Here is a 22990-nt window from a genome sequence, read left to right on the forward strand (position 1 = left end):
CCTCGCCCTCTCAGTCGGCCGGCTCGACGTCCAGGCGCTCCCGCAGTGCGGCCACGGAGATGCCGTACGTCTCCAGCACCCGGACGCCTTCCGGGCCGACAGCGAAGACGCCGTGGTCGGTGTAGACGCGGTGGACGCAGCCGGGCCCGGTGAGCGGGTACGTGCACGCGGGCACCAGCTTGGCCGCGCCGTCCCGGGTGAACAGCTTCATCATCACCAGCACCTGCCGGGCCCCCACGGCGAGGTCCATGGCGCCGCCGACGGCGGGGATCGCGTCGGGGTCGCCGGTGTGCCAGTTGGCCAGGTCGCCATGCTGGGAGACCTGGAAGGCGCCGAGGACGCACACGTCCAGGTGCCCGCCGCGCATCATGGCGAAGGAGTCGGCGTGGTGGAAGTACGCCGCCCCGGGCAGCTCGGTGACGGGCACCTTGCCGGCGTTGGTGAGGTCGGGGTCGATCTCGGCGTCGGTCGCGGCCGGGCCCATGCCGAGCATGCCGTTCTCGGTGTGCAGCACGATGCCCGCGTCGGCCGGCAGATGCTCGGCGATCCGGATCGGCTGCCCGATGCCGAGGTTGACGTAGGAGCCGGCCGGGATGTCGCGGGCGATGCGCGCGGCGAGTTCATCGGTGGTGAGCGGGGCGCGGTCGGCCTGCTCCAGCACGGAGGACGTCATCAGCGGGCCCCTTCCACGGTGAGCCGACGGGCCTCGGCCCGTACGAGCCGGTCGACGAAGATGCCGGGCGTCACCACGGTCTCCGGGTCGATCCCCCCGGCCGGCACGATCTCGGTGACCTGGGCGATCACCGTGGTGGCGGCCGTGGCCATCACCGGCCCGAAGTTCCGGGCGGTCTTGCGGTACGCGAGGTTCCCCATGGTGTCCGCGCGGTGGGCGGAGATCAGCGCCACGTCGCCCTTGATGGGGAACTCCAGGACATGCACGCGTCCGTCGATCTCCCGGGTCTCCTTGCCTTCGGCCAGCGGCGTGCCGACGCCGACGGGGCTGTAGAAGGCGCCGATGCCGGCCCCGGCGGCCCGCATCCGCTCGGCGAGCGTGCCCTGCGGCACGACCTCCAACTCGACCCGGCCGGCCCGGTACAGGTCGTCGAAGACGTAGGAGTCGCTCTGCCGGGGGAAGGAGCAGATCACCTTGCGCACCCGGCCGGCCTTGAGCAGCGCGGCCAGGCCCACGTCGCCGTTGCCGGCGTTGTTGGAGACGATCGTCAGGTCCCCGGCTCCCTGCCGGATGAGGGCGTCGATCAGGTCGAACGGCATCCCGGCCAGGCCGAATCCGCCGACCAGGACGGTGGAGCCGTCCTCGACGCCGGCGACGGCCTCGTCGGTGGCGGCGGCGATGGTCGTGGTCATCCCTGGCTCACCTCACCTGTCACGTTCTCCAGGACGACGGCGAGGGCCTGGCCCACGCCGATGCAGAGGGCCGCGACGCCCCAGCGCTCGCGCCGCTCCCGCAGCACCTCGGCGAGGGTGCCGACGAGGCGGCCGCCGGAGGCGCCCAGCGGGTGCCCGAGGGCGATGGCCCCACCACGGGTGTTGACGATCCCCGGGTCCACGTCCCAGGCGTCCACGCAAGCCAGCGACTGCACGGCGAACGCCTCGTTCAGCTCGACGGCGCCGACGTCGCCCCAGGCGATGCCGGCCCGGCGCAGCGCCTGCTCAGCGGCCGCTACGGGGGCGTGGCCGAACATCTGCGGTTCGACCGCGTGCACACCGCGCCCGGCGATCCGGGCCACGGGGTCCCGGCCGATCCGGCCGGCCGCGGCGGAGGTGCCGAGCAGGAGGGCCGAGGCGCCGTCGCTCAGCGGGGAGGCGTTGCCCGCGGTGATCGTGCCGTCCGGGCGAAACGACGGCTTCAGGGTCGCCAGCTTCTCCGGGGAGGTGTCCGGGCGCATGCCCTCGTCACGGGCGAGTCCGTCCACCGGCACGACCAGGCCGTCGTAGAAGCCCTCGTCCCAGGCGGCGGCCGCGAGGCGGTGCGAGCGGGCCGCGAACGCGTCCTGGCGTTCCCGGGAGATGCCGAACTTCTCCTGGAGCAGTTCGTTGCACTCGCCCAGCGAGACCGTCCACTCCTTCGGCATCGCGGGGTTGACCAGCCGCCAGCCGAGGGTGGTGGAGACGGCCGTGACGTCGCGGGCGGGGAAGGCCCGGTCCGGTTTGGGCAGCACCCAAGGGGCGCGGGTCATGGATTCCACGCCGCCCGCGACGACGACGTCGGCGTCGCCCGACTCCAGGGTGCGGGAGGCGATGATCGCCGCGTCGAGGCTGGAGCCGCACAGCCGGTTGACGGTGGTGGCGGGCACGCTCACCGGCAGTCCGGCCAGCAGCGCCGCCATCCGGCCGACGTTGCGGTTGTCCTCGCCGGCGCCGTTGGCGTTGCCCCACACCACGTCGCCGACGGCGGCGGGGTCCAGGTCCGGGGTCTTGTCGAGCAGGCCGGTCAGCGCGGTCGCGGCGAGGTCGTCGGGGCGCACCCCGGCGAGTGCGCCGCCGAACCGGCCGAATGGGGTGCGGGCCGCCGCATACAGATGGGCGTCGCTCATGCCGCGCCCCCCGCGAGGGCCGCCTCGCCGACCGGCGCCGAGGACAGCGGGACCGGCGTGAACATCTCCGGCTCCTCGTCCGGCGTCAGGGCGGTCGGACCGTACAGCCAGTCGGTGAAGGCGTAGTCGTAGGTGTCGCGGGCGCGCAACAGGGCGTTGCGCTGCTCGCGGGCGACACCGTCGAGGTGCCACAGCTCGCCCCACTTGCGGGAGGTGGTGAGCACGCGTCGGCAGTGCTCCGGGCGGACACCCTCGTAAGCGGCGAGCGCGGCGCTCCAGTCGACCGTGCCGTCCGCGACGCGGTGGCGGGCGACGTGCTCGCCCAGCACCCAGCCGTCCTCGACGGCCATGATCGCGCCCTGTGCGATGTATTGCAGCGGCGGGTGTGCGGAGTCGCCGAGCAGCGCGATCCGGCCGTGCACCCACTGCGTGATCGGGTTGCGGTCGTACATCCGCCACCACTTGTCCCGCCACATGAAGGGGAGGCCGTCCTTGACGAAGTCGCAGGTGTCGGCGAAGGCGGCGTCGAGTTCGTCGGGGGAGCCCCAGTCGTCCCGGCCGGCGAGCGCCTTGGGCGACTCGAAGACGGCGACCTGGTTCAGCAGTTCGCCACCGCGCAGGCCGTAGTGGACGAAGTGGCAGCGGGGGCCGACATACACAGCGACCTCGCCGAGGTCGACCGACGCCACTCGCGGCTGCTCGGCGGGGACGGTGCCGCGGTAGGCGACGTACGCCGAGGAGACGGGCTCGTCGTCGACGAGCAAGCCTGCGGGCGACGGAGTGCAGGCCGTCCGCCGCGATCACGACGCCGGCCTCGTGGGTCTCGCCGGAGGCGAGGCTCACGCGGGCACCGGCCCCGGTGTTCTCGTACGAGGTCACCTGCGCGTCGTTGATCAGCTCGACACCGGCGCGTTCGCACGCGCGCAGCAGCAGGCCGTGCAGGTCGCTGCGATGGATGACCAAGTACGGGTAGCCGTAGCGCTGCTCCAGGTGGCGCAGGTCGAGCCGGGTCAGCTCGTCGCCGTCGACGGCGTCGCGCATGACCATCGCGTCCGGGACGATGCCGAGGCTCTTGGCCTCCTCCAGGAGGCCGTAGTCGTCGAGGATGCGGGTGCAGTTGGGGGCGAGCTGGATGCCGGCGCCGACCTCGCAGAAGGCGGGGGCGCTCTCCAGCAGGCGGACACCCAGACCCTGGCGGGTGAGCGAGAAGGCGGCGCCGAGGCCGCCGATGCCGCCGCCGACGACGATCACATCAGGGTGGGACATGGGAGGCACTCCTCTACAGCCACGGGCCGAGCTCGGGAGCGTCGGCGAGCGAGTGGGGGCGGCCGGCCAGCCAGGCGGCGGCCTCCGGCAGCGGGCCGTCGGGCAGCTCGGCCAGTCCGCGCTTCGCCCGGATCTCGGCGACGAGCGCGGTCAGGAAGCCCTTCGGGAGATCGGCGAAGGTGACGACGCCGGTGCCGAGGTCGACGGCGTGGACACACACCTCGCGGGCGCGCATCCACGGCAGCTCGGTGGCGGGGACGGTGCGGCCCTGGGCGGTGACGACCTCGCGCCCCCACTGCTCGTCGGTGAGCCCGTCCAGTCCCGCCGCCAGCCTGTGCGCGGAGGCCGCCAGCCAGGAGCGGAGCTCGTCTGCGGAGAGAGTGGGGCCCTTGGCGATGCCCGCGGCGCGTTCCTCGGGGGAGGCGTACATCGGCCGTTCCTCGCCGGTGGCAGCCCAGTGCACCAGGTTTCCCAAGGCATCGGCGTTGGCGGCGACGTGCGCCACCAGGTGCTTGCGCGTCCAGTCCGGGAGCACGCTGGGGGCGGAGAGCGCGTCCTCGTCCAGGCCCGCGACGGCGTCGAGCAGCAGCTCGGTGCCGGTACGGGCCCAGGCGCGCGCGTCGTTGAGGGTGCGCGGGCCGCCGGTCATCCCTCGACCACCTTGTTGGTGCAGGCGCCCAGGCCGGCGATCTCGGTGACCACGGTCTGACCGGGCAGCAGGAAGACCTTGGGGGCGCGGGCGTTGCCCACGCCGGCCGGGGTGCCGGTGGCGATGATGTCGCCCGGGCGCAGGGTGATGACGGTGGAGGTGTACCGCACCAGGAAGACCGGGTCGAACAGCAGCGTGCCGGTGTCGTCCTGCTGCATGACCTCGCCGTCGACGGCCGTCTTCACCTCAAGCGCGGGGCGTACGCCGCCGACCTCGTCGGGGGTGACGACGTAGGGGCCGACCGGGGTGGTGGCCTCCCAGATCTTGCCCTGTGTCCACTCGATGGTGCGGAACTGCCAGTCGCGCAGCGAGATGTCGTTCATGACGGTGAAGCCGGCGATGGCGTCGGCGGCCTGCCGCTCGTCGGCGCGCCGGACCTGCTTGCCGATGACGACGGCCAGTTCGACCTCCCAGTCGAGGGTGTCGGTCTCGGCCGGCTTGGCGATGTCGTCGTTCGCGCCGAGCAGGGTCTCGGCGAACTTCGGGAACAGGGTGGGGTAGCTGGGCAGCTCCCGGCCCATCTCCTTGATGTGGTTGGTGTAGTTGTGGCCGACGCAGACGACCTTGGAAGGGTTTGGGACGACCGGCGCGAAGTCGGCGTCCTCGACCGGGTAGGCCGTGCCGGACGCGGCGGCGGCCTTGCCCTGCCAGTCGTCCTCGGCGAACAGCTCGCCCAGGTCGGCGTACCCGAGGTCGACGAGCATGTCGCCGTCGAGGCGGACCGCCCGGGTGCCGTCGGCGGTGCGGAGGGTGGCGAGCTTCATGATCAGGCGTCCTTCTGGGTGCGGTCGAGCTTGAGCGCCTCGAAGACGGGCGCGTCGGAGAAACGGAACAGGTCGAGGGAGCCGGAGTCGGAGTCGGACGCCCCGGCCTCGGACTTCGCGGAGAACGGCTCCCAGGACGGGACGACGAACAGGTCACCGCGGGTGACCGTCCAGGCGCTGTCGCCGACGGTGACGACGCCGGATCCGTCGAAGACCTGGTAGACCGAGGAACCGGTCTCGCGCACCGGCGCGGTCCCGGCGCCCCGGGCGACGCGGTGGAACTCGGCGCGGATCGTCGGCAGCACGTCGGAGCCGTCGTGCGGGTTGGAGTACCGCACCGCGGCGTGACCGGGCTCGACGGTGCCGCCGAAGCCCTCTTTCTCCAGCAGTAGCTGGTCGCGCAGGGCGCCGTCGGTGTGCTCCCACTTGTAGGACAGCAGCGGGCTGCCCGGCGCGGCGGGCACGGCGGACAGCGGGCGCAGGCCGGGGTGTCCCCACAGGCGCTCGGAGCGGGACCGTTCGGGGGTGGTCCGCTCGGCGTCGCTGATCTCGTCCCGGCCGAACTCGAAGAACTGCGCCTCGGTGACGTACTGGAAGGGGATGTCCAGGCCGTCGATCCAGGCCATCGGCTCGGCGGTGGCGTTGTGGTGGGCGTGCCAGTTCCAGCCCGCCTGCGGGAGGAAGTCGCCGCGGTTCATCGGCACCGGGTCGCCGCCGACGACCGTCCACACGCCCGAGCCCTCGACGACGAAGCGGAAGGCGTGCTGGGTGTGGCGGTGCTCGGGGGCGTCCTCGCCGGGCATCAGGTACTGGATGGCGGCCCACAGGGTCGGCGTGGCGAAGGGCCGGCCGCCGAGGGAGGGGTTGGCCAGCGCGATGGCGCGGCGCTCGCCGCCGCGGCCGACCGGGACCAGGTCGCCGGCCTGCGCGGCGAGCGCGCGGAGCGTCTGCCAGCGCCACACGTGCGGCACGGCGCGCGAGCGCGGGTGCGCCGGCATGAGGTCGCCGATCTCGGTCCACAGCGGGACGAGGAGTTCCTGCTCGAAGCCCCGGTACAGCTCTTCGAGCGCCGGGGTGACCTCGGGTTGCCCCTCTGCGGAGACGGCCTGGAGCCGGACCGGGGAACCCGTCGCGTCGTCTGGTGCGATGGAGGAGTGCGTCACGGCCTCAGCCTGCAACTTGTCTCTCTGGAGAACAGATAAATTCTGGAGAGAAGAACAATGCGAGGAGTGTCGGCATGGACAAGCCGCTCAAGACACCGCCGCCCTATCCGATCGCCAGCGTGGACCACGCGCTGCGGGCGGCGACCATCCTGCAGATGGAGGGTGGCGCCACGGTCTCCCAGATCGCCGCACGGCTGGGTGTGGCCCGGTCGACCGCGCACCGACTGCTCGCGATGCTCGTGTACCGGGATTTCGCCGTGCAGGACGAGGACCGGATCTACCGCGCGGGGCCCGTCCTGGAGCTCGCCGCGCACTCCCAGTCCCTGGTCTCCCGGCTGCGCGCGGCGGCCCTGCCGCATCTGCGGTGGGTCGCCGATCTGCTGGGCGAGACCACGAACTTGATCGTGCGCACCGGGGACACGGCCCGCTTCATCGCGAGCGTCGAGTGCCGCCAGGCCCTGCGGGTCGGCTCCCGCGAGGGCATGGTGTTCCCGGCGCACCGCACGACGGCGGGACTGCTGCTGCTCGCCGGCCTTTCCGACGAGGAGCTGGACGCGGTGTACGCCGCCGAGCGCTACCGGGACCGGCCGGGCGAGCGCCCCGACCTCGCCAAGCTGCGCGGCGAGCTGGCGCGGCTGCGCCACAACGGGTTCGCGGTGAACCAGGCGCGGTCCGAGCGCGGACTGGTCGCGGTCGGGGTGCCGGTCCGCGACGGGGACGGCACGGCGCTGGCCGGTCTGTCGGTGTCCCTCCCCAGCGTGCGGTACGACCCGCACCGCCTCCAGCCGCTGGTGGCAACCCTGGAGGCCGCGGCCCGGGCGCTGGAGGCGGACCTGACGGAAGGGCTCTGATCTCGCCGTTCTCCCGCCGTTCTTTCTGCACCGAGTTCTGCAAACCGTTGACGCGCCGTAAAGCGAAGTGTCGTTCTCCCGGCATCGCCGGTCTCGCGACGTACCCTCTCCCCCACCGCGTGCGCCGAGCCGAGCGTTTCCACGCTCTCTCAGCGGTCCCCCGCCGGGGACGCCCCGCCTTCCCCAGCCAGGGAAAAAACAGCAATGACGCTCAACAACGGGACAGCCACGTCCCACGGCCCAACCGCGGGGGCTGCCCGGATGCCGAGCTACGCGGGAACGCTGGCTGCCACCTGCGGCGCGGCCTTCGTGGCCCAGGACGCGAACGCGCTGCCGACCTCGCTGAACGGACTGTTCCAGCAGGACCTGCACACCCACGGCTCGCAACTCACCAGGATCACCGCCGCGTTCATGATGGCGGTGGTGTGCTTCAAGTCCACCTTCGGTGCCCTGGGCGACCTGTTCGGACGCCGAAGGCTCGTCCTCGCGGGCACCGCTCTAGTTGCCGTCGACAGCACCGTCGCCACGCTCGCCACGACCGTCCAGGTCCTCTGGCTCGGCGCCGCCCTGAACAGCCAGGGCGCCGGAGCCATGTTCCCGGTTCGCTCACCGCACTCACCGCGGTCACCCGCGACGTACGGCAGCGGGCACACGCCGTCGCCGTCTGGAGCGGGTTCCTGTCCGCCGGCGCCGCCGTTTCCCCCCTGCTCGGCGGCATGTTCGCCAAGATCGGGACGTGGCGCGGCTCCTTCTGGGTGCTCGTCGGACTCGCCTTGATCAGCATGGTGCTCACCGTGGCGCTGGCGACGGAGTCGAAAGCGCCCGAGGGCCGTAAGTTCGACGTAGCCAGTCAGGTCACCTTCGCGCTCGGCCTCATCCTGGTGTTGTACGGCGCCGTCGAGGCCCCGAGTCAGGCTGGACAACCCTGTCCGTCATTCTCTCGTTCGCCTTTGGCGCGATGGTCCTCGCGGCATTCGTCGTGGTGGAGATGGGGGCGGAATCCCCCATCTTCGACCTGCGACTGTTCCGCAATCGAGCCTTCAGCGTGTCGTCCGCCGCCGCCGTCATCGGCATGCTCGCCTTCGTCGGCGCCTGCTTCGCGACGAGCATGTGGTTGGGTCCGGTGCAGCACCAGGACCCGATTCGGGTGGCACTTCCCTTCCTGCTCCTGCAGGGACCGGCCTTCCTACTCATCCCCGTCGTCTCACGGCTGCTGCACCGAGTCGCCCCGTCCTGGCTACTGTCCTCGAGGTTCGCGCTGATGGCGGTCGGCTGCCTGCTGTGCGCCCGGCTGGACGTCACCGACCCGCAGATCGGCGCGTTCGTAGCGCCCGCCCTGCTGATCGGCGTCGGATTCGCCCTGATCATCAGCTCCGTCACGACCGTGGCACTGGGCAGCGTGCCCCCGCACCTGGCAGGCATGACCAGCGCCGCCACCAACATGCTGCGCGACCTCGGGTTCGCCCTCGGTCCGGTCGTCGTCGGCGCGGTCGCCCTCAGCGGCGCGGGGTCGGCGTTCGCACCGAACCTCTCCGACACCGTCCTGTCGGCCGCCGAGACCGCGACAGCACGGGAGATCCCCGCGGCAGGCGGCCCCATCGCCGTGAACAGCGTGCCGCAGGGCGCCCTCGGGATCCGGGGCCAACAGCCTGGCCCTGGACGCCCAGGGCAGCGGCTTCAGCACCGCGTTCCTGGTGTGCGCCGCGACAGCCGCCGTCGCCGCGGCACTCACCGCTTCGGCATGATCGGCCTGCGCACCGGCGATCCTGCCGGAGACGGAGTGCTCTCGCCCGTGTCGCCCGGCCGCAGCGACCGGGGGGGGGAGCTGCTGCCGGCGCCGCGCGTCCCTGACCCCCGCGCCCGCCGGACAACCGGCGGGCGAAACTTCGCGTCCTTCACTGCCGCTGGGAAACCCGGCCTGCGGTCCGCTCAGCCACTTCTGTCGGTATCCGCAACCGCAGCCGCGCCGGCACAGCGTCGGGCCAGCCAGCGTTCGTCCTGGAGCGTCCGACCTGCAGTGCCGACTCGTCAGAACGAGCGCCGAAACGGCAGCCAGCCATCCGTGGCGACGACATCGGAACTCCCCCACCATTCCGGCACCGTCCGACGTAACGCCAGGTCAGGCGACGTCCGCGCGGGATACGACACACTCGACGTCATGCTGTGCGGGCGAAGAACTCGACCCGCCGCAGTATCTCTCCCTCGGTGACATCCTCACCTGCGGCGGAAATGGTCTGGGCAGCCAGCACCAGACCATCACAGCCGCTCCCTGACCGGACCGGTCAGGGAGCGAGACTGCGAGTCCCAGCGCGATGACCACCGAGCCAACGCCACACCATTTGCGCCGGACGAGGCGGACTGGCTGGAATGGGCTGATGCGTACGCGATGCAGCTCGACCCGCTACGGGAACCCTTGCGCGCTCCTGTGGATCCGCCGGCCGGGCGTGAGGTGCTGCGTGAGCTGGCGAAGATCGATGCCTACGCCTACCCGTGGCCGTTCGACGCCGACGGCCACTGGACGCTTCCCGACGACCGGCCGACCGACCGCGAACGTGACCCGGCCCTATCCGACCGGGAAACGACTTCGCCCTGTCCGTGGAGGACAGGGCGAAGGCACGCTCATGCGACGATGGTGAGCGGGGTTTCCATGCGTTCCCAGGCTCCCAGCACGGCCTTATGGGCGTCCGGCTGGAGGTGGGCGTAGCGCTGGGTGGTCTGGAAGCTCTCGTGTCCGAGAAGGTGCTGGACCTCGTAGAGCGAGACCCCCCTTTGGACCAGCCACGAAGCGCAGGTGTGGCGCATGGAGTGCGGCGGGTAGTGCGGGACGAGCTGCAACTCGCCGTCGTCGCCGAAGTGGTAGGCGGCCTCGACAGCAGGCCACCAGGTCTGCCGGCGCCAGTTGCTGTCGGTGAGGAGGCGTCCGGAGCGGCCCTTGGTGATGGTCGTGAAGACCACTGCGTCGCGGTCGAGGCGGTGAATGTGGCGTTCGAGGGCTTCCAGGACGTGGGGCGGGAGCGGGACTTCCCGGCGGCTCTTGGAGCTCTTGGGGTACTCCTTGATGCCGCTCTTGGTGTTGACCTCCACGACGAACAGGCGGGAGCGGCGCGTGTCGATGCGGTGGCGGTGCAGGCCGGAGAGCTCTCCCCAGCGCAGTCCGGTGTAGAAGCCGAGCAGGCACATCGTCCGCCAGGCGGGGGCGAGTCCGTCGAGGATGCTCTGCGCCTGGTCGGGCGTGAACCACTGCGGCGGTTTGACCGCGATGGGCGGCAGATCGATGCTGCGGCACGGGCTCACCGCGATCACATCGTCATCGACCGCCGCACGCATGATGGACGACGTCAGGTTGTAGGCCCGCTTGATCGCGGCAGGGTCTGCGCCCTTCTCGACCAAGGAGCGGATCCAGCTCTGGACGTCCATGCGGGTGATGGCCCGCATTTCCCAGTCCGCCCAGTAGGGCATGACGTGGTTTTTGATGCTGGACGCGCCGCCCCGGAGGGTGTGGGGCTCGACGATGCGGGCGTTCCACCACCGGTCGTGCCACTCGCGGAACGCGGTTTCGCCGACTCGCGGGTCGCGCATGCCTCCGCGGGCGAACTGGGTCTCCAGCTCGATACCCCAGGCCCGCGCCTGAGCCTTGAGAGGGAAGGACTCGCTGAACCGGTCTCCGGCCCGGTTGCGAACGGTCGCCTGCCACTTGCCGGACTTCAATTTGCGCAGGTACGCGGTACTACTCCTTTGTTCGGAAGCGGTGAGGGCCGGACTGGAGGCGAGAGATCACCGACGGGAGCGCGGTGAACCAACCAGCCTGCTGGCGATGAACTCCTCCAGCCCGGCAGCAGTGACACGGACGCGGGAGCGGTCCGTCCCGGTGCGCAGGTCGACGATGGGAAGGTCTCCGGCGGCGATGAAGCGGTAGACGGTGCGGCGGTCAACATCCAGGGCGGCGGCCACAGCGGGAATGGACAGCAGATGGGCAGGCATGCGCGGGTCCTCGGAAACAGGAGGGAAAGGCCAAGCAGGCGAATGGATTCAGTCGGGCTGTCGGCGGTCCACGGCGCAGGTCAACCGGCCCTGTCAGGGCAGTGGGACACAGATCGCTGTGGGGCCGAGCGATGTGACACGGCCGCGTGAGGTGTGGACCGCCGACCTTCGCGTTGTACTCGGCGGGTGGTCTCGCGCTCGGATCGTGAGTCGGAGCGCGGGACGACGGGAAACTACCGCTCGAGAATGTCCGGAAGGCGCAGGATCTCTTCCAGGTGGTCCGAGTCGATCCCGACGTCTTCCAGCCGGAAGCGGTGCGGGTACCGCAGCGCAATCCAGCTCGCACTCACGCCGGCCCACTCGGCGACACCCCATGCCGGAACGCCCGCCTCGAGCCAGCGGTCCAGACAGAAGTCACGCAGGCTGGAGATCTGCTCCCCCAAGCCCGTTTGCAGCTCGTCCGGGCTCAACACCGCTTGGCGAGCGTGCCGCCACGCCTTCTTGTACTCGGAGGACGCCAACGGCCCACCCCGCTCGGCCGGGAACAGCAGATCTTCAGCTTCCAAATCCGCCTCGTCGATCCAACGCCTCAGCACACCCACGATGTCCGGGGAGACAGGAACCCTCCGACCCTCGCCGGCATGCCCCCCCCCGAACTCCCCGTCCGGAAGGGTTACGTCGTGCACCCGAAGCGAGGCTGCTTCGCCCGGCGAAAGCGCAGTGCCCGCCATAGAGGCGAGGAAAGGGAAAACGGCCCCCGAAAGTTCCTCCTGGATCCAATTCAGGAGGGCGCGGACATGGTCCGCAGAGAGCAAGGACGATTCGCGTATTGCCAGCTTCGACAAGCTACATGACTCCTCACACGAGACATTGGGACGCGTCGGCGCCCCCTGGTCATTCAATGGTCTGCAGAAGCGCCGGTTTGGCCAACCGGCGATCGTCGGCTATGTTGCGCCCGCGACGCACCTCTCGCGGACCCGGTTGATGCACAGAGAGCAGGTTCTACTTTTCGAAGACTGCTCTGGGTATCCAGGCGACTGCAACTCGCGGTGGACGAAGTCCTCGCGCTCGAACAACTCGCCAGCGAACACGCCTACTCCGCCCAGACGGTCACCTCCGAGGTAACCCGCATGGAACGCCTCATCGCCTCCGTGGAGATCTTCGACGCCCTCCCCGTACAGCTCTGCCCGGCGTGCGAGCAACGGGTCGACCCACACCGAGAACACGACGAGAGCGCCTGCTACCTGTGCTTCCAACCGGTCAGCGACGACCAGCGTCGCCGTCGGGCACAAGTGGAGATCCGGTCGCTCAAGTCGGAGCTCGCCGACCTCGAAGACGTCACCGCCCGCACCGCCGTCGATCTGCACACGGCCCGCACCCGCCGAACGGAGCTTCAAGACGAACAGACGACGCGGCTCGCGCACCGCATCAATGAACAACGCGCCGCGCAGCTGGCTCCTTTCATGGCCACTCTCGAGAACCTGGCCGGCCAGATCGCCCAGCTCGAACAGAAAATGACAGCCTTTCCCGCTATCGAAGAAATCCTCCAACGCCGCTTGGTAGCCAGTCAGGCCGTTGCTGCTGCACAACAGACCGTCGACGCGCTCGGCCAAGAGCCAGCCGCCGTTGCCGCGGCTTCGCTCGCCTCTGTCGAACGATGCGCCGTGTTCGCCGAGCGCATGAACGAATTCCTTCACCGCTACCGTGAACGTGGCTGGGTCAAGGGCGCCAGCACCATCAATGACAGTGACCTCACCTTTTACGTCGGCACCCGCCCCTGGGATCAAGCCCTTGGGGCAGAGACAAAGGTGCTCTTCTTCTTGGCCTACAGCTACGCCACTCTCTTCCTGGCATCTGACCTCGACGAAGAAGCCGCTTTCCCCGGCTTGCTGCTCCTGGACAACCCATACCAGCAGGGCATCGGCAACACCGTGGTCGACGACGTCCTGCGAGATCTGGCAAACGCAGCTCAGGCCACGGGCACCCAGGTCATCAGCACCCAGGCCGTTCCGGTACCGCGGGACCCGGCGACCATTCAGGTAATCCGCATGCCCACGGAGTATGAAGCGCCGTAGGCAGACTTGCCCGATGATCTTTGAAGGACTCTAGCTTTCCCCGGCGCGAGGTCTGCCAGAAGGGGCAGGTGTCCCGGCACCACATCGGCGATCTCTTCGGTCACCTGCTCCCACGGGCTCCAGTACAGCGCCTCGATCAGCACGATGCGCCCCTGCGGGCAGGGGCCGAGCGACTGGGCGATCGCTGCGAGGGCTTTGCCACGGTGCTCGGGTACGGCGAGGGCGTCGGCCAGGGCGCGGGCCGCCGTGCGGGCACCCACCCGGCAGAGCGCCTTGACTACGGTCGGCGTGGCCGCCTCGCGCAGGGCAGGGGTGCTGATCTCCTCCAGCAGCGCGGCGGCATGGGTGACGCCCCCCGTGGCTGCAGCGCCCGTGGCAAGGTGGCCGAGGGCGCGCTCGTCTCCTTGCCTGTCGACGATCAGCTCCGCTGCGGCCAGATCACCGGCGTCTACAAGCTTCTTCACGACACCGGTGAGGATCTCGTCGACCGCGTCCTCCGGCAGGCCACCCTCCAGCCCGAGTACCGCGTCGATATCGCCCGCCGCGAGGAGCGCATCGGCGGCGGCGTACGTGTCCCAGCACCGACGGGAGGGGCTGTCAGCAGTGGCTGCCAGTCCGAGGATCTCCTGAGCGAGCTCTGCCGCTCCGTCTGGTTTCCCGGTGCGGCCGAATGCCTGGGCCACCCGTCGCAGGCCCTCGGTGCGCTCGGCGGGATCTGCCAGGGTCCGGCTCTCGTGGAGTACGCGGCGCAGGAGTTCGTACCCCTCAGCAGGGCGACCCGTCTGGTGCAGGCCCTCGGCCAGCTCCGCGAGATCGAGGACGCGTGCGTAACCGGCGGACGCGTCGGCGGCCTGTTCGGCGTGGTGGATGAGGCGGACCGCGTCGCCCGGCCGCCCGGACCGGCCAGCTACGACGGCCAGCTTGATGAGGGTGTGCACCCCGAGCCCACGAGCCCTCCGCGCCACGTTCGTCGCCCGCTTGACCACGGCGTGGGCGCGTTCCTCCTGGCCCGCTCGCAGCAGGAAGTCGGCGGTGTCAGTCGACAGCGTCATCCGCCAGTGGAGGTAGGGCACCTTGTCGGTGGCGTCGCGGGCTTGTCGGGCCAGGCGCAGCGTCTGCGCCGGGTCACGGGACTCTGCCGTCGTCCTGCCAGCGGCGTTGAGGACGCGCGCCCGGTAGATGGGTTCGGTGATCCGCTCGGCCAGGTCCAGGGCCCGATCGAGGTCACCGGTTTCCGCGGCCGCGATGCCGATCTCGAGCAGGCCGTCCTCCGGATCGTTCAGGAAACGGCTGACCAGGTCGGTCGCCTGCTGGTGGTGCCCGGTCGCCTCCAGGCCCGCGGCGACGTGGGGGTAGACCCAGTCCACGCCGTCGGGGTCGTCGATGTCCGCTGCCAGCTGCGCCGACGTCAGGGCAAACTCGGCAGCCTGTTCGGCGAGCCCCGGTGCCGTGGACATCCCCCGGGCGAACAGGGCGAGGTACTGCGCACGCCGGACGGGGACACCGGAGCCGGCCGAACTGAACACGAGACGCTCCGCCAGCGCCAGGGCCGGGCGCTGCTCGCCGAGCCGGGAGAGCGCGGCGGTCAGCGAGGCGCCCAAGGCGCTCCGGGAGACGGTGTTGGGCACCGCCATGACCGCGTCGACGGCTTCCAACGCCCAGGGAACCGCATCGGGGCCCGGGGCCCCGGCCTCCTCCTTAGCTTCCGTGACGTTCCTCGCCACCCCGGCCAGGGCACCGACGGCGGCGACGAGAGCGTCCGCCCTGCGCTCCGGGTCGCTGATGCGGCGGGCCGGCTGTAGGGCTTCGGCGGGTCGGCCGGCGTCCGCCAAACCCTTGGCGATCGCTTCCAGGAAGCGGTCCCGGTCCTCGGTGCTGTCCGCTCCGTCGAGCAGGGTGGCCGCCTGATCTGGGCGCCCGGCGGCGGCCAGGGCGCCGGCGATGGCGCTCAGAGCGGCCACCCGATCCCACGCGTCGCGCCGCGACTCGGCCAGATGAACGGCGCGCGCCGGGTGCCCTAGCCGGGCCCACAGGGCGATCAGGCCGGAGGGGAGAGATGCCGTCCGATCGTGCAGCCCGTCCCGCGCGGCGGCGAGCCGCAGGGCCACGGACACGTCCTGATCTCCGCGGCGCCGGCCGTCCGCGAGCACCAGGTCGAACGCTGACGACACCGTACTGAGCGCCTCCAGGTCCGCCCCGGACGCCCGCCACAACCGCTCTTGCCACTTGGTGTCACAGGCCAGCGCCACCAGCCTGGCAGTGTCCCCCTGGTCATGCAGCAATTGGGTGTAGCCGCGCAGCAGGTACTCGGGGGTCTCCTCCAGCCACCCGGCGCTCCGGTAGGAGTCCGCCCACCGGTGCAGACGGCTGCGGTGGGCCGCCAGCTCCTGGTCCGTGACCAGTTCCGTCGCGCCGCGCCGGATCTCCTCGTGCGCGAAGAGGAAAACGGGCGGATCGGCGGACGCCCAGTGCCTGGAGCGCCGGCGGAAGCTGCGGCCGTTCACCGCGGACAGCTCGCGCTCGACCAGCCGCGCCGGGCTCCCGGTCAGCTCCGCGAAGTCGTGCGCGCTCAGCCCGCCTCCGGCCGCGAGGGTCAGAGCGGCCAGGTCCCAGCCCAGTCCGCCGCCGTCTCGCAGTCGCAGCAGATCCCGCTCTGCGTCCCAGCGCGCCGCGCGGGCGTGCGGGGACGGCTCCAGACGGTGGTCGATCCGCGTGGTGCGGAGGGGATGGTCTGCGGGCACGTCCCCCGGTATCGGCGGATGCGGACGGGCGGCGACGAGGATCCGCATGCCGTGCGGGGGAACGCGTGGCAGCAGCGCCGCGATGCTGTGGCCGTCGGAACCGGCGGTCACGCCGCGGTCCTCGTCCAGCCCGTCCACCACGAGCACGAGTCGTCGGCCGCGCGCCGCGCACCCATGTGCGGCGCGGTGCAGGGCGAGCAGCATCTGCTCGTCGCGCGTGGCGGGGGTGCTCAGCGGCTCCTCCTCACCCAGCAAGGCGTACACCTGCCGCTGGACAACCGCGCAAAACGCCGCCGCGTCGTTCTGCGCGGCCATGCGGGAGGTGACGAAGAACGATACGACATCGACGCCGGGTGGAGGGTGCAGGACGAAGTGCGCCAGCAGGGCGGACTTTCCCGCCCATGCTGGGGCCACCCAGCGCCAGTAACTGCCGTCGGGACCGTCCGCGGGGACTTCGTGCGCGCAGAAGGCGGCCAGCTGGGCGAGTTCCCTCTCACGCCCCTGGAAATCGGCGGCGGCGAGGGCCTGTTCCACCTGCAGTAGATAGCCGGAGACGGCGGCGCGCCCCGCGAACACCTGCACGAAGCTGTCAATCATCACGCCGCTGTTGGCGAAGGCCCCGGCTCCCTCGGCGGAGGATCCACCCGACTTACGCACCGCGGCGCGGCTGCGGAAGAACATCGGATGCGCCGCTAACCCTGCCCCCGGTAACCGGTATTCGCGCTGCCGCCGTCCGCCCGCGCGTCACCGGTCTCCCCGACGGAGACCACACCGTCGGACGGGGAGGCGACGGCACCCGTGTTGGCGTCCCCGCCGCCGGCGGCCGTGGCGCTCCCGGTCCTGGATACCTGTATCGACGTGCTCCCGGACGGGGCCAGTAACGCGCAGCCGCCGACCCCCAAGGCGGCCACGCCGGCCACCGCGGAGATCACGCCAGCCACCTGGTTCGCTCGGCCCCAGCTCAGCAGCGACAGCGCACCGGCGACGACCGCCAGGACCAGAACCGTCGTCACCAAGACGGCGCGCCGGTCACCCCGCACAGCCACCCTCTCTGCCCCCTTACGCCCCGTCGAGGCGGAACCGCACCGAGCCCGGTATGGCCCACGCCGCATGCCGAACCCCACCATACGGCCAGGCCAACATCGCCATGCGGGAAAGCTCTGGAGGAGAGCCCTGGAGGGCAATGGCACCCCGGACAACGTGTCCGCACGGCCCCACCACAAGGCCGAGAGTGTCGGTCGGCACTGGGAGCCCTCTGGGACTTTCCTGGGACTTCCAGCTGCATTAAGGGGCACCAACGTGAAACGAGCGAAAGACCATTAACGCACGTCATCGACTCGCACCGGCCATTGCTGCAGGGCGAAACGCTGGCCGGTCTCTTCCGCGACATCCGATCTGCAGGATCGGCGTCTCCGTTTTGAGCGTCATCAGCCCTCGGCGTTGCATCGTCACTCGCAGCCTTGACGCCGCCTGGCCTGCCCATCATGTGCCTGACACCCCATCAGGACGAGCGTCAAATGAGCGTCACGAGCGTCACTTGAGCGTCAAGATATCGCCCGTAACGCCCATAGCGCACCTCATGCGCATCGGCTAAAGCCGCAGGTCAGCGGCCCTTCTCGGCAGGCTCCAGGATCGCCACGCACTCCACGTGCTGGGTCATCGGAAAGAGGTCGAAGGCCCTGAGGAAGCGGGGGCGGTAGCCGGCGGCGGTGAAGTAGGAGAGGTCGCGGGCCAGGGCCGCGGGGTCGCAGGCGACGTAGGCGATGCGGCGGGGGGTGAGGGAGGCGATGCGTTCGACGAGGGATTTGCCGGCGCCGGCGCGGGGTGGGTCGAGGACGACCAGGTCGGCCTCGGTGATGCCCGTGCGGGGCAGCACCTTCTCGACCTTGCCGTGCTCGACGCGGACGCGCGGGAAGTCGGCGAGGTTCTTGCGGGCGTCGGCGACCGCGCGTTTGCCGGACTCGATGCCGAGGACGGCCCCGCTCTCGCCGACGCGGTCGGCGAGCGCGCCGGCGAACAGGCCGACGCCGCAGTACAGGTCGAGGGCCATCTCGCCCTTGCGGGGGGTGAGGCCGCGCATCACGGCGTCGACGAGGAGGTCGGCGGCCTGCGGGTGGACCTGCCAGAAGCCGCCCTCACCGACGCGCCAGGTGCGGTCGTCGGCGCGTTCTCGGACGAAGTCGCGGCCGTGCACGCGGTGGACGGCGCGGTCCTTCTCGCCGACGCGGAGGACGGAGACGTCGCGGTCGAGTTCGACCAGCGGGAGGCGCTCGCCGGGGCGCGGGGTGAGGATGACCTGGCGGTCGGCGGAGCCGGTGGCGGCGATGGCGTCGACGGAGGCGAGGGAGGGCCACTCGCGGGCCTCGATACCCAGTTCGTCGACTCCGGGGGCGGCGATCAGGCAGTGGTCGATGCGCTGCACGTCGTGTGAGCGGTGCTTGAGCAGTCCTGGGTGGCCCTCGGCGTCGATGGTGTAGTGGACGCGGGTGCGCCAGGCGGGGACCTCACCGGGGGCGACCTTGTCACCGGGGGCCGGTTCGACGGTGCCGTCCCAGGAGACGTCCTCGGGTGTCATGCCGGCCAGCCGCTGGAGTTGTTCGGTCAGCACGTCGGCCTTCAGGCGTCGCTGCGCGCCCGGCTTGACGTGCTGCCAGTCGCAGCCGCCGCAGCGCCCGGGGCCCGAGAAGGGGCAGGGGGCCTCGATGCGGTCCTTGGCCGGTTCGAGGATCCGTACCGCGTCGGCCCGCAGGAAGCGGGAGTCCGCGCGGCCCTCGGTCACCTGTGCGACGACCCGCTCGCCCGGCAGCGTGTGCCGCACGAAGAGCACCTGGCCGCTCTCGGTGCGGGCGACGCAGTGGCCGCCGTGCGCCACCGGGCCGACCTCGACCTCGTACTCCTCCCCCACCAGGGAGGGGACGGCGTGCTCGGACGCGCTGTCGGACGCGCTGGTTTCGGGCATGAGGGGGTGACTCCACAGACGTCGGGTTCGCCCCTGGCGGGCGAGGTGAGCGGGAGGCACGCCGCCTGCACCGCAACCGCCGAGTCTACTTGCCACGCTGCCGGGTCAGGCTCCCCGCACTGCCTCCGGGTCCGCCGCCGTCCCGGCCGGCCTTCCTCGGCGGGATCACCGGGCCGCGCCGCACGGAGCCCGGCGCGTTCCACTGCTCGCGCCTGCGGGCCCGCTTCTTCGCGACCTCGGAGGACTCCAGCTGGTAGGGGACGGAGGTCACCATCACACCGGGGGTGAACAGCAGCCGGCCCTTGAGGCGCAGTGCGCTCTGGTTGTGCAGCAGGTGCTCGTACCAGTGGCCGACCACGTACTCGGGGATGAAGACGCTGACGACGTCGCGGGGCTGCTCTTGGCGGAGCCGCTTGACGTAGTCGATGACGGGGCGCGAGATCTCGCGGTAGGGCGAGTCGAGGATGGTGAGCGGGATGTCGATGTCGCTGTCTTCCCACTCGCGGCGCAGCAGTTCCGTCTCGTCGTGGTCGACGTTGACGGTGACGGCCTCGAGGGTGTCGGAGCGCATCAGCTTCGCGTAGCGCAGGGCGCGCAACGTGGGCCGGTGGATCTTGGAGACGAGCACGAACGAGTGAACCCGCGCGGGGCGCAGCTGCGGTTCGGCCGTCTCGTCGGCCGCCAGTTCCTCGGAGACCCGGTCGTAGTGGCGGCGGATGGCGGTCATCACGGCGAAGAAGAGGGCCATGCCCACGAGGGAGACCCAGGCACCGTGGGTGAACTTGGTCACCAGTACCACCACGAGTACCAGTCCGGTCAGGAACGCGCCGAAGGCGTTGATGGCGCGGGAGCGGTGCATGTGGCGGCGGCGGGCCGGGTCGCTCTCGGTGGTCAGCAGCCGGTTCCAGTGCCGGACCATGCCGGTCTGGCTGAGGGTGAAGGAGACGAAGACGCCCACGATGTAGAGCTGGATCAGCCGTGTGGAGTCGGCCTCGTAGACCACGACGAGTATCGCGGCGGCTCCGGCCAGCAGCACGATGCCGTTGGAGAAGGCGAGCCGGTCGCCCCGGGTGTGCAACTGGCGGGGCAGGTAGCGGTCCTGGGCGAGGATCGAGCCCAGCAGCGGGAAACCGTTGTAGGCGGTGTTGGCCGCCAGGAACAGCACGAGCGCGGTGGCGGCGGCGAGGAAGACGAAGGGGGCCGTCCCGTCACCGAACACCGCGGCGGCGACCTGGGAGATCACCGGGTTCTGGGTGTAGCCCTCCCCGGCTGGATGCCCGTTGATCAGCAGGTCCTTCGCGGGGTTCTCCGCCATTTTGACGTGGGTGACCATGGCGAACGCGATGATGCCGCAGAACATGGTGACGGCGAGCCCGCCCATCAGGGCGAGGGTGGTCGCCGCGTTCCGCGACTTGGGCTTGCGGAAGGCCGGGACGCCGTTGCTGATGGCCTCGACGCCGGTGAGCGCCGCGCAGCCGGAGGAGAAGGCGCGCAGCAGCAGGAACGCCAGCGCGAACCCGGCGATGCCGTGCTGCTCGGTGTGGATCTCGTAGTCCGCGGTGGGGGCGCGCATCTCGTCGCCGAGCAGGACGCCGCGCACCAGGCCCCAGATGATCAGGGCGAACACGCCGACGACGAAGCAGTAGGTGGGGATGGAGAAGAGCTTGCCGGACTCGCGTACGCCGCGCAGGTTCATCAGCGTCAGCAGCACGATGACCGCGACCGCGCAGAAGGTCTTGTGTTCGACGACGAAGGGGATGGCCGAGCCGAGGTTCTCCACTCCGGAGGAGATGGAGACGGCCACGGTCAGCACGTAGTCCACCAGCAGGGCGCTGGCGACGGTCAGACCCGCTCTGCGTCCGAGGTTGGTGGTCGCCACCTCGTAGTCGCCGCCGCCGCTCGGGTAGGCGCGCACGTTCTGCCGGTAGGAGGCGACCACGGTGAACATCAGGACGACGACCGCCACGGCGATCCACGGGCTGAAGTTGTAGGCGGAGACCCCCGCGACCGAGAGGACCAGCAGTACCTCGCCCGGGGCATAGGCGACCGAGGAGAGCGGGTCCGAGGCGAAGACGGGGAGGGCGACACGCTTGGGAAGGAGCGTCTCGCCGAGCCTGTCGCTGCGGAGCGCCCTCCCGAGGAGAAGTCGTTTCGGTACGTCGGTCATCCTGGACACGCAGAGGATCGTATGCGGTCAGTCGTGCGATGCTGAGACGGCCCGCTGTACGGGACGAAGGGACGGGCGTTGCACATTGTGATCATGGGCTGCGGACGAGTAGGAGCGGAGCTCGCGCAGACCCTGGAGCAACAGGGCCACACGGTGGCGGTCATCGACCGGGACCCCACCGCTTTCCGGCGCCTCGGCTCGGGCTTCGGCGGCCGTCGGGTCACCGGCATCGGCTTCGACCAGGACACCCTGCGCGAAGCGGGGATAGAGGAGGCCGGAGCCTTCGCCGCGGTCAGCAGCGGTGACAACTCCAACATCATCGCCGCACGCGTCGCACGTGAGATGTTCGGCACAGCCCATGTGGCCGCCCGCATCTACGACCCCCGGCGCGCGGAGGTCTACCAGCGGTTGGGCATCCCCACGGTGGCGACCGTGCGGTGGACGGCCGACCAGATGCTGCGCCGGCTGCTGCCCTCGGGGGCCGAGCCGCTGTGGCGGGACCCCAGCGGTGCCGTGCAGCTCGCGGAGGTGCACACCTCGTCGGCATGGGTCGGCCAGCGGGTGAGCAAGCTCCAAGACGAGGCCGGGGTGCGTATCGCCTTCCTCACCCGTCTGGGTGAGGCCATACTGCCCACCTCCCAGACGGTGCTGCAGGAGGGCGACCTCGTGCATGTGATGATGCGCTGCGGGGACGTCGCCCGGGTCGAAGAAGTTTTTGCCGTAGGACCGGAATCGTGAGCGAAGCGAACAAGGGGAAAGCGGCATGAGGGTCGCTATTGCGGGGGCGGGCGCCGTCGGCCGGTCCATCGCGGGTGAGCTGCTGGAGAACGGGCACGAGGTCCTGCTGATCGACAAGGCGCCGACGGCGATCTCGGTCGAGCGGGTGCCCCAGGCCGAGTGGCTGCTGGCGGACGCGTGCGAGATCACCTCGCTCGACGAGGCCGCACTGGAGCGCTGCCACACGGTGATCGCCGCGACCGGCGACGACAAGGTCAACCTGGTCGTCTCCCTGCTGGCCAAGACGGAGTACGGCGTGCCGCGCGTCGTGGCCCGCGTCAACAACCCGAAGAACGAGTGGCTGTTCAACGAGTCGTGGGGCGTGGACGTCGCCGTCTCCACGCCGCGCCTGATGTCGGCGCTGGTGGAGGAGGCCGTCAGCGTCGGCGATCTGGTGCGGCTGATGCGCTTCTCGCAGGGCGACGCCAACCTGGTCGAGCTGACGCTGCCGCCGGAGTCGACGCTGGCCGGCATCCGGGTCGGGGACGTCGACTGGCCGGAGGACACCTCGCTGGTCACCATCATCAGGGGCACCCGGGTGCTCACTCCCGACCGGGACGACGCGCTGGAGGTGGGCGACGAGCTCCTCTTCGTGGCCGCGCCCGCGCGCGAGGAGCAACTGGAGGAACTGCTCTCGGCCCGCGTGTAGCGCCCGCGCCCGGTACGGCGGGAGAGCGCGCCCGCCGTGCGAGCGGTGCGGGCCTGCGCCCGCGTCAGCTCCCCCGCCCGCTCTCGGGCACCAGCGCGCTCCACACCTGGCCGCAGGCGAAGGGCAACCGCCGCGGGGCGCGGGACGCCCGGTCGGCGGCAGCGCGGCGCGGCGGCCCTTCAGGTACGGGTTGTGCGGGGCGCTGTGGCCCCGCCCCGCTCGTAGCCGTCGCCGGCCCGCACGGCCCCGGGCAGGCCCCGCGGAGGTCCGGCGGAGCCGCTCGGGGCAGGCCCCGCGGAGGTCCGGCGGAGCCGCTCGGGGCAGGCCCCGCGG

The 22990-nt window shown here is 70.9% G+C and carries 18 protein-coding genes and 2 pseudogenes; 6 read left to right on the top strand and 14 right to left on the bottom strand.

Going from position 1 to position 22990, the window contains the following annotated elements; all coding sequences use genetic code 11:
* Positions 1-10: 10 nt before the first annotated feature.
* The 7 genes and pseudogenes from AB8Z75_RS00320 to AB8Z75_RS00350 all read right to left on the bottom strand — a co-directional run bounded on the left by AB8Z75_RS00320 (position 11) and on the right by AB8Z75_RS00350 (position 6457).
* Complete coding sequence (locus AB8Z75_RS00320; protein WP_369199264.1) at positions 11-673, bottom strand: 3-oxoacid CoA-transferase subunit B; 663 nt, start codon at positions 671-673, stop codon at positions 11-13.
* Positions 673-1365: a 3-oxoacid CoA-transferase subunit A gene (locus tag AB8Z75_RS00325; protein ID WP_369199265.1), complete on the bottom strand. Its 693-nt coding sequence runs from the start codon at positions 1363-1365 to the stop codon at positions 673-675. The genes AB8Z75_RS00320 and AB8Z75_RS00325 overlap by 1 nt, the downstream gene beginning before the upstream one ends.
* Positions 1362-2555, bottom strand: a complete 1194-nt coding sequence (locus AB8Z75_RS00330) for an acetyl-CoA C-acyltransferase (protein ID WP_369199266.1) — start codon at positions 2553-2555, stop codon at positions 1362-1364. Before AB8Z75_RS00330 ends, AB8Z75_RS00325 begins: the two co-directional genes overlap by 4 nt.
* Positions 2552-3806: pseudogene (locus AB8Z75_RS00335) on the bottom strand (FAD-dependent oxidoreductase). Before AB8Z75_RS00335 ends, AB8Z75_RS00330 begins: the two are co-directional and overlap by 4 nt.
* A gap of 28 nt (positions 3807-3834) precedes the next feature.
* Positions 3835-4470, bottom strand: a complete 636-nt coding sequence (locus tag AB8Z75_RS00340) for a maleylpyruvate isomerase N-terminal domain-containing protein (RefSeq protein WP_369199267.1) — start codon at positions 4468-4470, stop codon at positions 3835-3837.
* Positions 4467-5294, bottom strand: coding sequence for a fumarylacetoacetate hydrolase family protein (locus AB8Z75_RS00345; protein ID WP_369199268.1), 828 nt, complete (start codon positions 5292-5294; stop codon positions 4467-4469). The genes AB8Z75_RS00340 and AB8Z75_RS00345 overlap by 4 nt, the downstream gene beginning before the upstream one ends.
* 2 nt (positions 5295-5296) lie before the next feature.
* On the bottom strand, positions 5297-6457 hold the full coding sequence (locus AB8Z75_RS00350; RefSeq protein WP_369199269.1) for a cupin domain-containing protein: 1161 nt from the start codon (positions 6455-6457) through the stop codon (positions 5297-5299).
* Between the two features lie 74 nt (positions 6458-6531).
* On the opposite strand from AB8Z75_RS00350, the gene AB8Z75_RS00355 reads away from it, so the two are divergent.
* The 3 genes and pseudogenes from AB8Z75_RS00355 to AB8Z75_RS00365 all read left to right on the top strand — a co-directional run bounded on the left by AB8Z75_RS00355 (position 6532) and on the right by AB8Z75_RS00365 (position 9517).
* Positions 6532-7308 carry an IclR family transcriptional regulator gene (locus AB8Z75_RS00355; RefSeq protein ID WP_369199270.1) on the top strand — a complete coding sequence of 259 codons (777 nt, stop codon included), beginning with the start codon at positions 6532-6534 and terminating at the stop codon, positions 7306-7308.
* A 261-nt stretch (positions 7309-7569) separates the two neighbouring features.
* Positions 7570-8036: pseudogene (locus AB8Z75_RS00360) on the top strand (MFS transporter); the annotation flags it as partial.
* 230 nt (positions 8037-8266) lie between these two features.
* The gene (locus tag AB8Z75_RS00365) at positions 8267-9517 is read left to right on the top strand and encodes an MFS transporter (RefSeq protein ID WP_369199271.1); all 1251 of its coding nucleotides are present in this window, start codon (positions 8267-8269) and stop codon (positions 9515-9517) included.
* A gap of 410 nt (positions 9518-9927) precedes the next feature.
* On the opposite strand, the gene AB8Z75_RS00370 is transcribed toward AB8Z75_RS00365, so the two are convergent.
* The 3 genes from AB8Z75_RS00370 to AB8Z75_RS00380 all read right to left on the bottom strand — a co-directional run bounded on the left by AB8Z75_RS00370 (position 9928) and on the right by AB8Z75_RS00380 (position 12134).
* A complete protein-coding gene (locus tag AB8Z75_RS00370) occupies positions 9928-11016 on the bottom strand; it encodes a tyrosine-type recombinase/integrase (protein WP_369199272.1) in 1089 nt (362 codons plus the stop codon).
* Between the two features lie 66 nt (positions 11017-11082).
* Positions 11083-11289, bottom strand: coding sequence for a helix-turn-helix domain-containing protein (locus AB8Z75_RS00375; RefSeq protein WP_369199273.1), 207 nt, complete (start codon positions 11287-11289; stop codon positions 11083-11085).
* Between the two features lie 233 nt (positions 11290-11522).
* Positions 11523-12134 (bottom strand): tyrosine-type recombinase/integrase, encoded by a 612-nt coding sequence (locus AB8Z75_RS00380; protein WP_369199274.1) that lies wholly within the window; start codon positions 12132-12134, stop codon positions 11523-11525.
* 204 nt (positions 12135-12338) lie between these two features.
* Here AB8Z75_RS00380 and AB8Z75_RS00385 point away from each other — a divergent pair, with 204 nt between their 5' ends.
* On the top strand, positions 12339-13364 hold the full coding sequence (locus AB8Z75_RS00385) for a hypothetical protein (RefSeq protein WP_369199275.1): 1026 nt from the start codon (positions 12339-12341) through the stop codon (positions 13362-13364).
* On the opposite strand, the gene AB8Z75_RS00390 is transcribed toward AB8Z75_RS00385, so the two are convergent.
* The 4 genes from AB8Z75_RS00390 to AB8Z75_RS00405 form a co-directional block, all read right to left on the bottom strand.
* On the bottom strand, positions 13325-16786 hold the full coding sequence (locus tag AB8Z75_RS00390; protein ID WP_369199276.1) for a hypothetical protein: 3462 nt from the start codon (positions 16784-16786) through the stop codon (positions 13325-13327). The two genes, AB8Z75_RS00385 and AB8Z75_RS00390, sit on opposite strands and share 40 nt — an antisense overlap.
* Before the next feature lie 11 nt (positions 16787-16797).
* The gene (locus AB8Z75_RS00395; protein ID WP_369199277.1) at positions 16798-17151 is read right to left on the bottom strand and encodes a hypothetical protein; all 354 of its coding nucleotides are present in this window, start codon (positions 17149-17151) and stop codon (positions 16798-16800) included.
* Between the two features lie 557 nt (positions 17152-17708).
* Positions 17709-19064 carry a class I SAM-dependent RNA methyltransferase gene (locus tag AB8Z75_RS00400; RefSeq protein ID WP_369199278.1) on the bottom strand — a complete coding sequence of 452 codons (1356 nt, stop codon included), beginning with the start codon at positions 19062-19064 and terminating at the stop codon, positions 17709-17711.
* A gap of 85 nt (positions 19065-19149) precedes the next feature.
* Positions 19150-21240 carry an APC family permease gene (locus tag AB8Z75_RS00405; RefSeq protein ID WP_369199279.1) on the bottom strand — a complete coding sequence of 697 codons (2091 nt, stop codon included), beginning with the start codon at positions 21238-21240 and terminating at the stop codon, positions 19150-19152.
* 69 nt (positions 21241-21309) lie between these two features.
* Here AB8Z75_RS00405 and AB8Z75_RS00410 point away from each other — a divergent pair, with 69 nt between their 5' ends.
* Positions 21310-21969, top strand: coding sequence for a TrkA family potassium uptake protein (locus AB8Z75_RS00410; RefSeq protein ID WP_369199280.1), 660 nt, complete (start codon positions 21310-21312; stop codon positions 21967-21969).
* Between the two features lie 25 nt (positions 21970-21994).
* Positions 21995-22657 (top strand): TrkA family potassium uptake protein, encoded by a 663-nt coding sequence (locus AB8Z75_RS00415; protein ID WP_369199281.1) that lies wholly within the window; start codon positions 21995-21997, stop codon positions 22655-22657.
* The last annotated feature ends 333 nt before the right edge of the window (positions 22658-22990 follow it).

Source organism: Streptomyces sp. PU-14G, assembly GCF_041028275.1.
Classification (GTDB): Bacteria; Actinomycetota; Actinomycetes; order Streptomycetales; family Streptomycetaceae; genus Streptomyces.

What these genes read in the sequence shown, in the direction of transcription:
- AB8Z75_RS00320 (WP_369199264.1), bottom strand. Translation starts at nt 673, where the DNA reads ATGACGTCCTCCGTGCTGGAGCAGGCCGACCGCGCCCCGCTCACCACC.
- AB8Z75_RS00325 (WP_369199265.1), bottom strand. Translation starts at nt 1,365, where the DNA reads ATGACCACGACCATCGCCGCCGCCACCGACGAGGCCGTCGCCGGCGTC.
- AB8Z75_RS00330 (WP_369199266.1), bottom strand. Translation starts at nt 2,555, where the DNA reads ATGAGCGACGCCCATCTGTATGCGGCGGCCCGCACCCCATTCGGCCGG.
- AB8Z75_RS00340 (WP_369199267.1), bottom strand. Translation starts at nt 4,470, where the DNA reads ATGACCGGCGGCCCGCGCACCCTCAACGACGCGCGCGCCTGGGCCCGT.
- AB8Z75_RS00345 (WP_369199268.1), bottom strand. Translation starts at nt 5,294, where the DNA reads ATGAAGCTCGCCACCCTCCGCACCGCCGACGGCACCCGGGCGGTCCGC.
- AB8Z75_RS00355 (WP_369199270.1), top strand. Translation starts at nt 6,532, where the DNA reads ATGGACAAGCCGCTCAAGACACCGCCGCCCTATCCGATCGCCAGCGTG.
- AB8Z75_RS00365 (WP_369199271.1), top strand. Translation starts at nt 8,267, where the DNA reads ATGGTCCTCGCGGCATTCGTCGTGGTGGAGATGGGGGCGGAATCCCCC.
- AB8Z75_RS00375 (WP_369199273.1), bottom strand. Translation starts at nt 11,289, where the DNA reads ATGCCTGCCCATCTGCTGTCCATTCCCGCTGTGGCCGCCGCCCTGGAT.
- AB8Z75_RS00390 (WP_369199276.1), bottom strand. Translation starts at nt 16,786, where the DNA reads ATGTTCTTCCGCAGCCGCGCCGCGGTGCGTAAGTCGGGTGGATCCTCC.
- AB8Z75_RS00400 (WP_369199278.1), bottom strand. Translation starts at nt 19,064, where the DNA reads ATGCCCGAAACCAGCGCGTCCGACAGCGCGTCCGAGCACGCCGTCCCC.
- AB8Z75_RS00415 (WP_369199281.1), top strand. Translation starts at nt 21,995, where the DNA reads ATGAGGGTCGCTATTGCGGGGGCGGGCGCCGTCGGCCGGTCCATCGCG.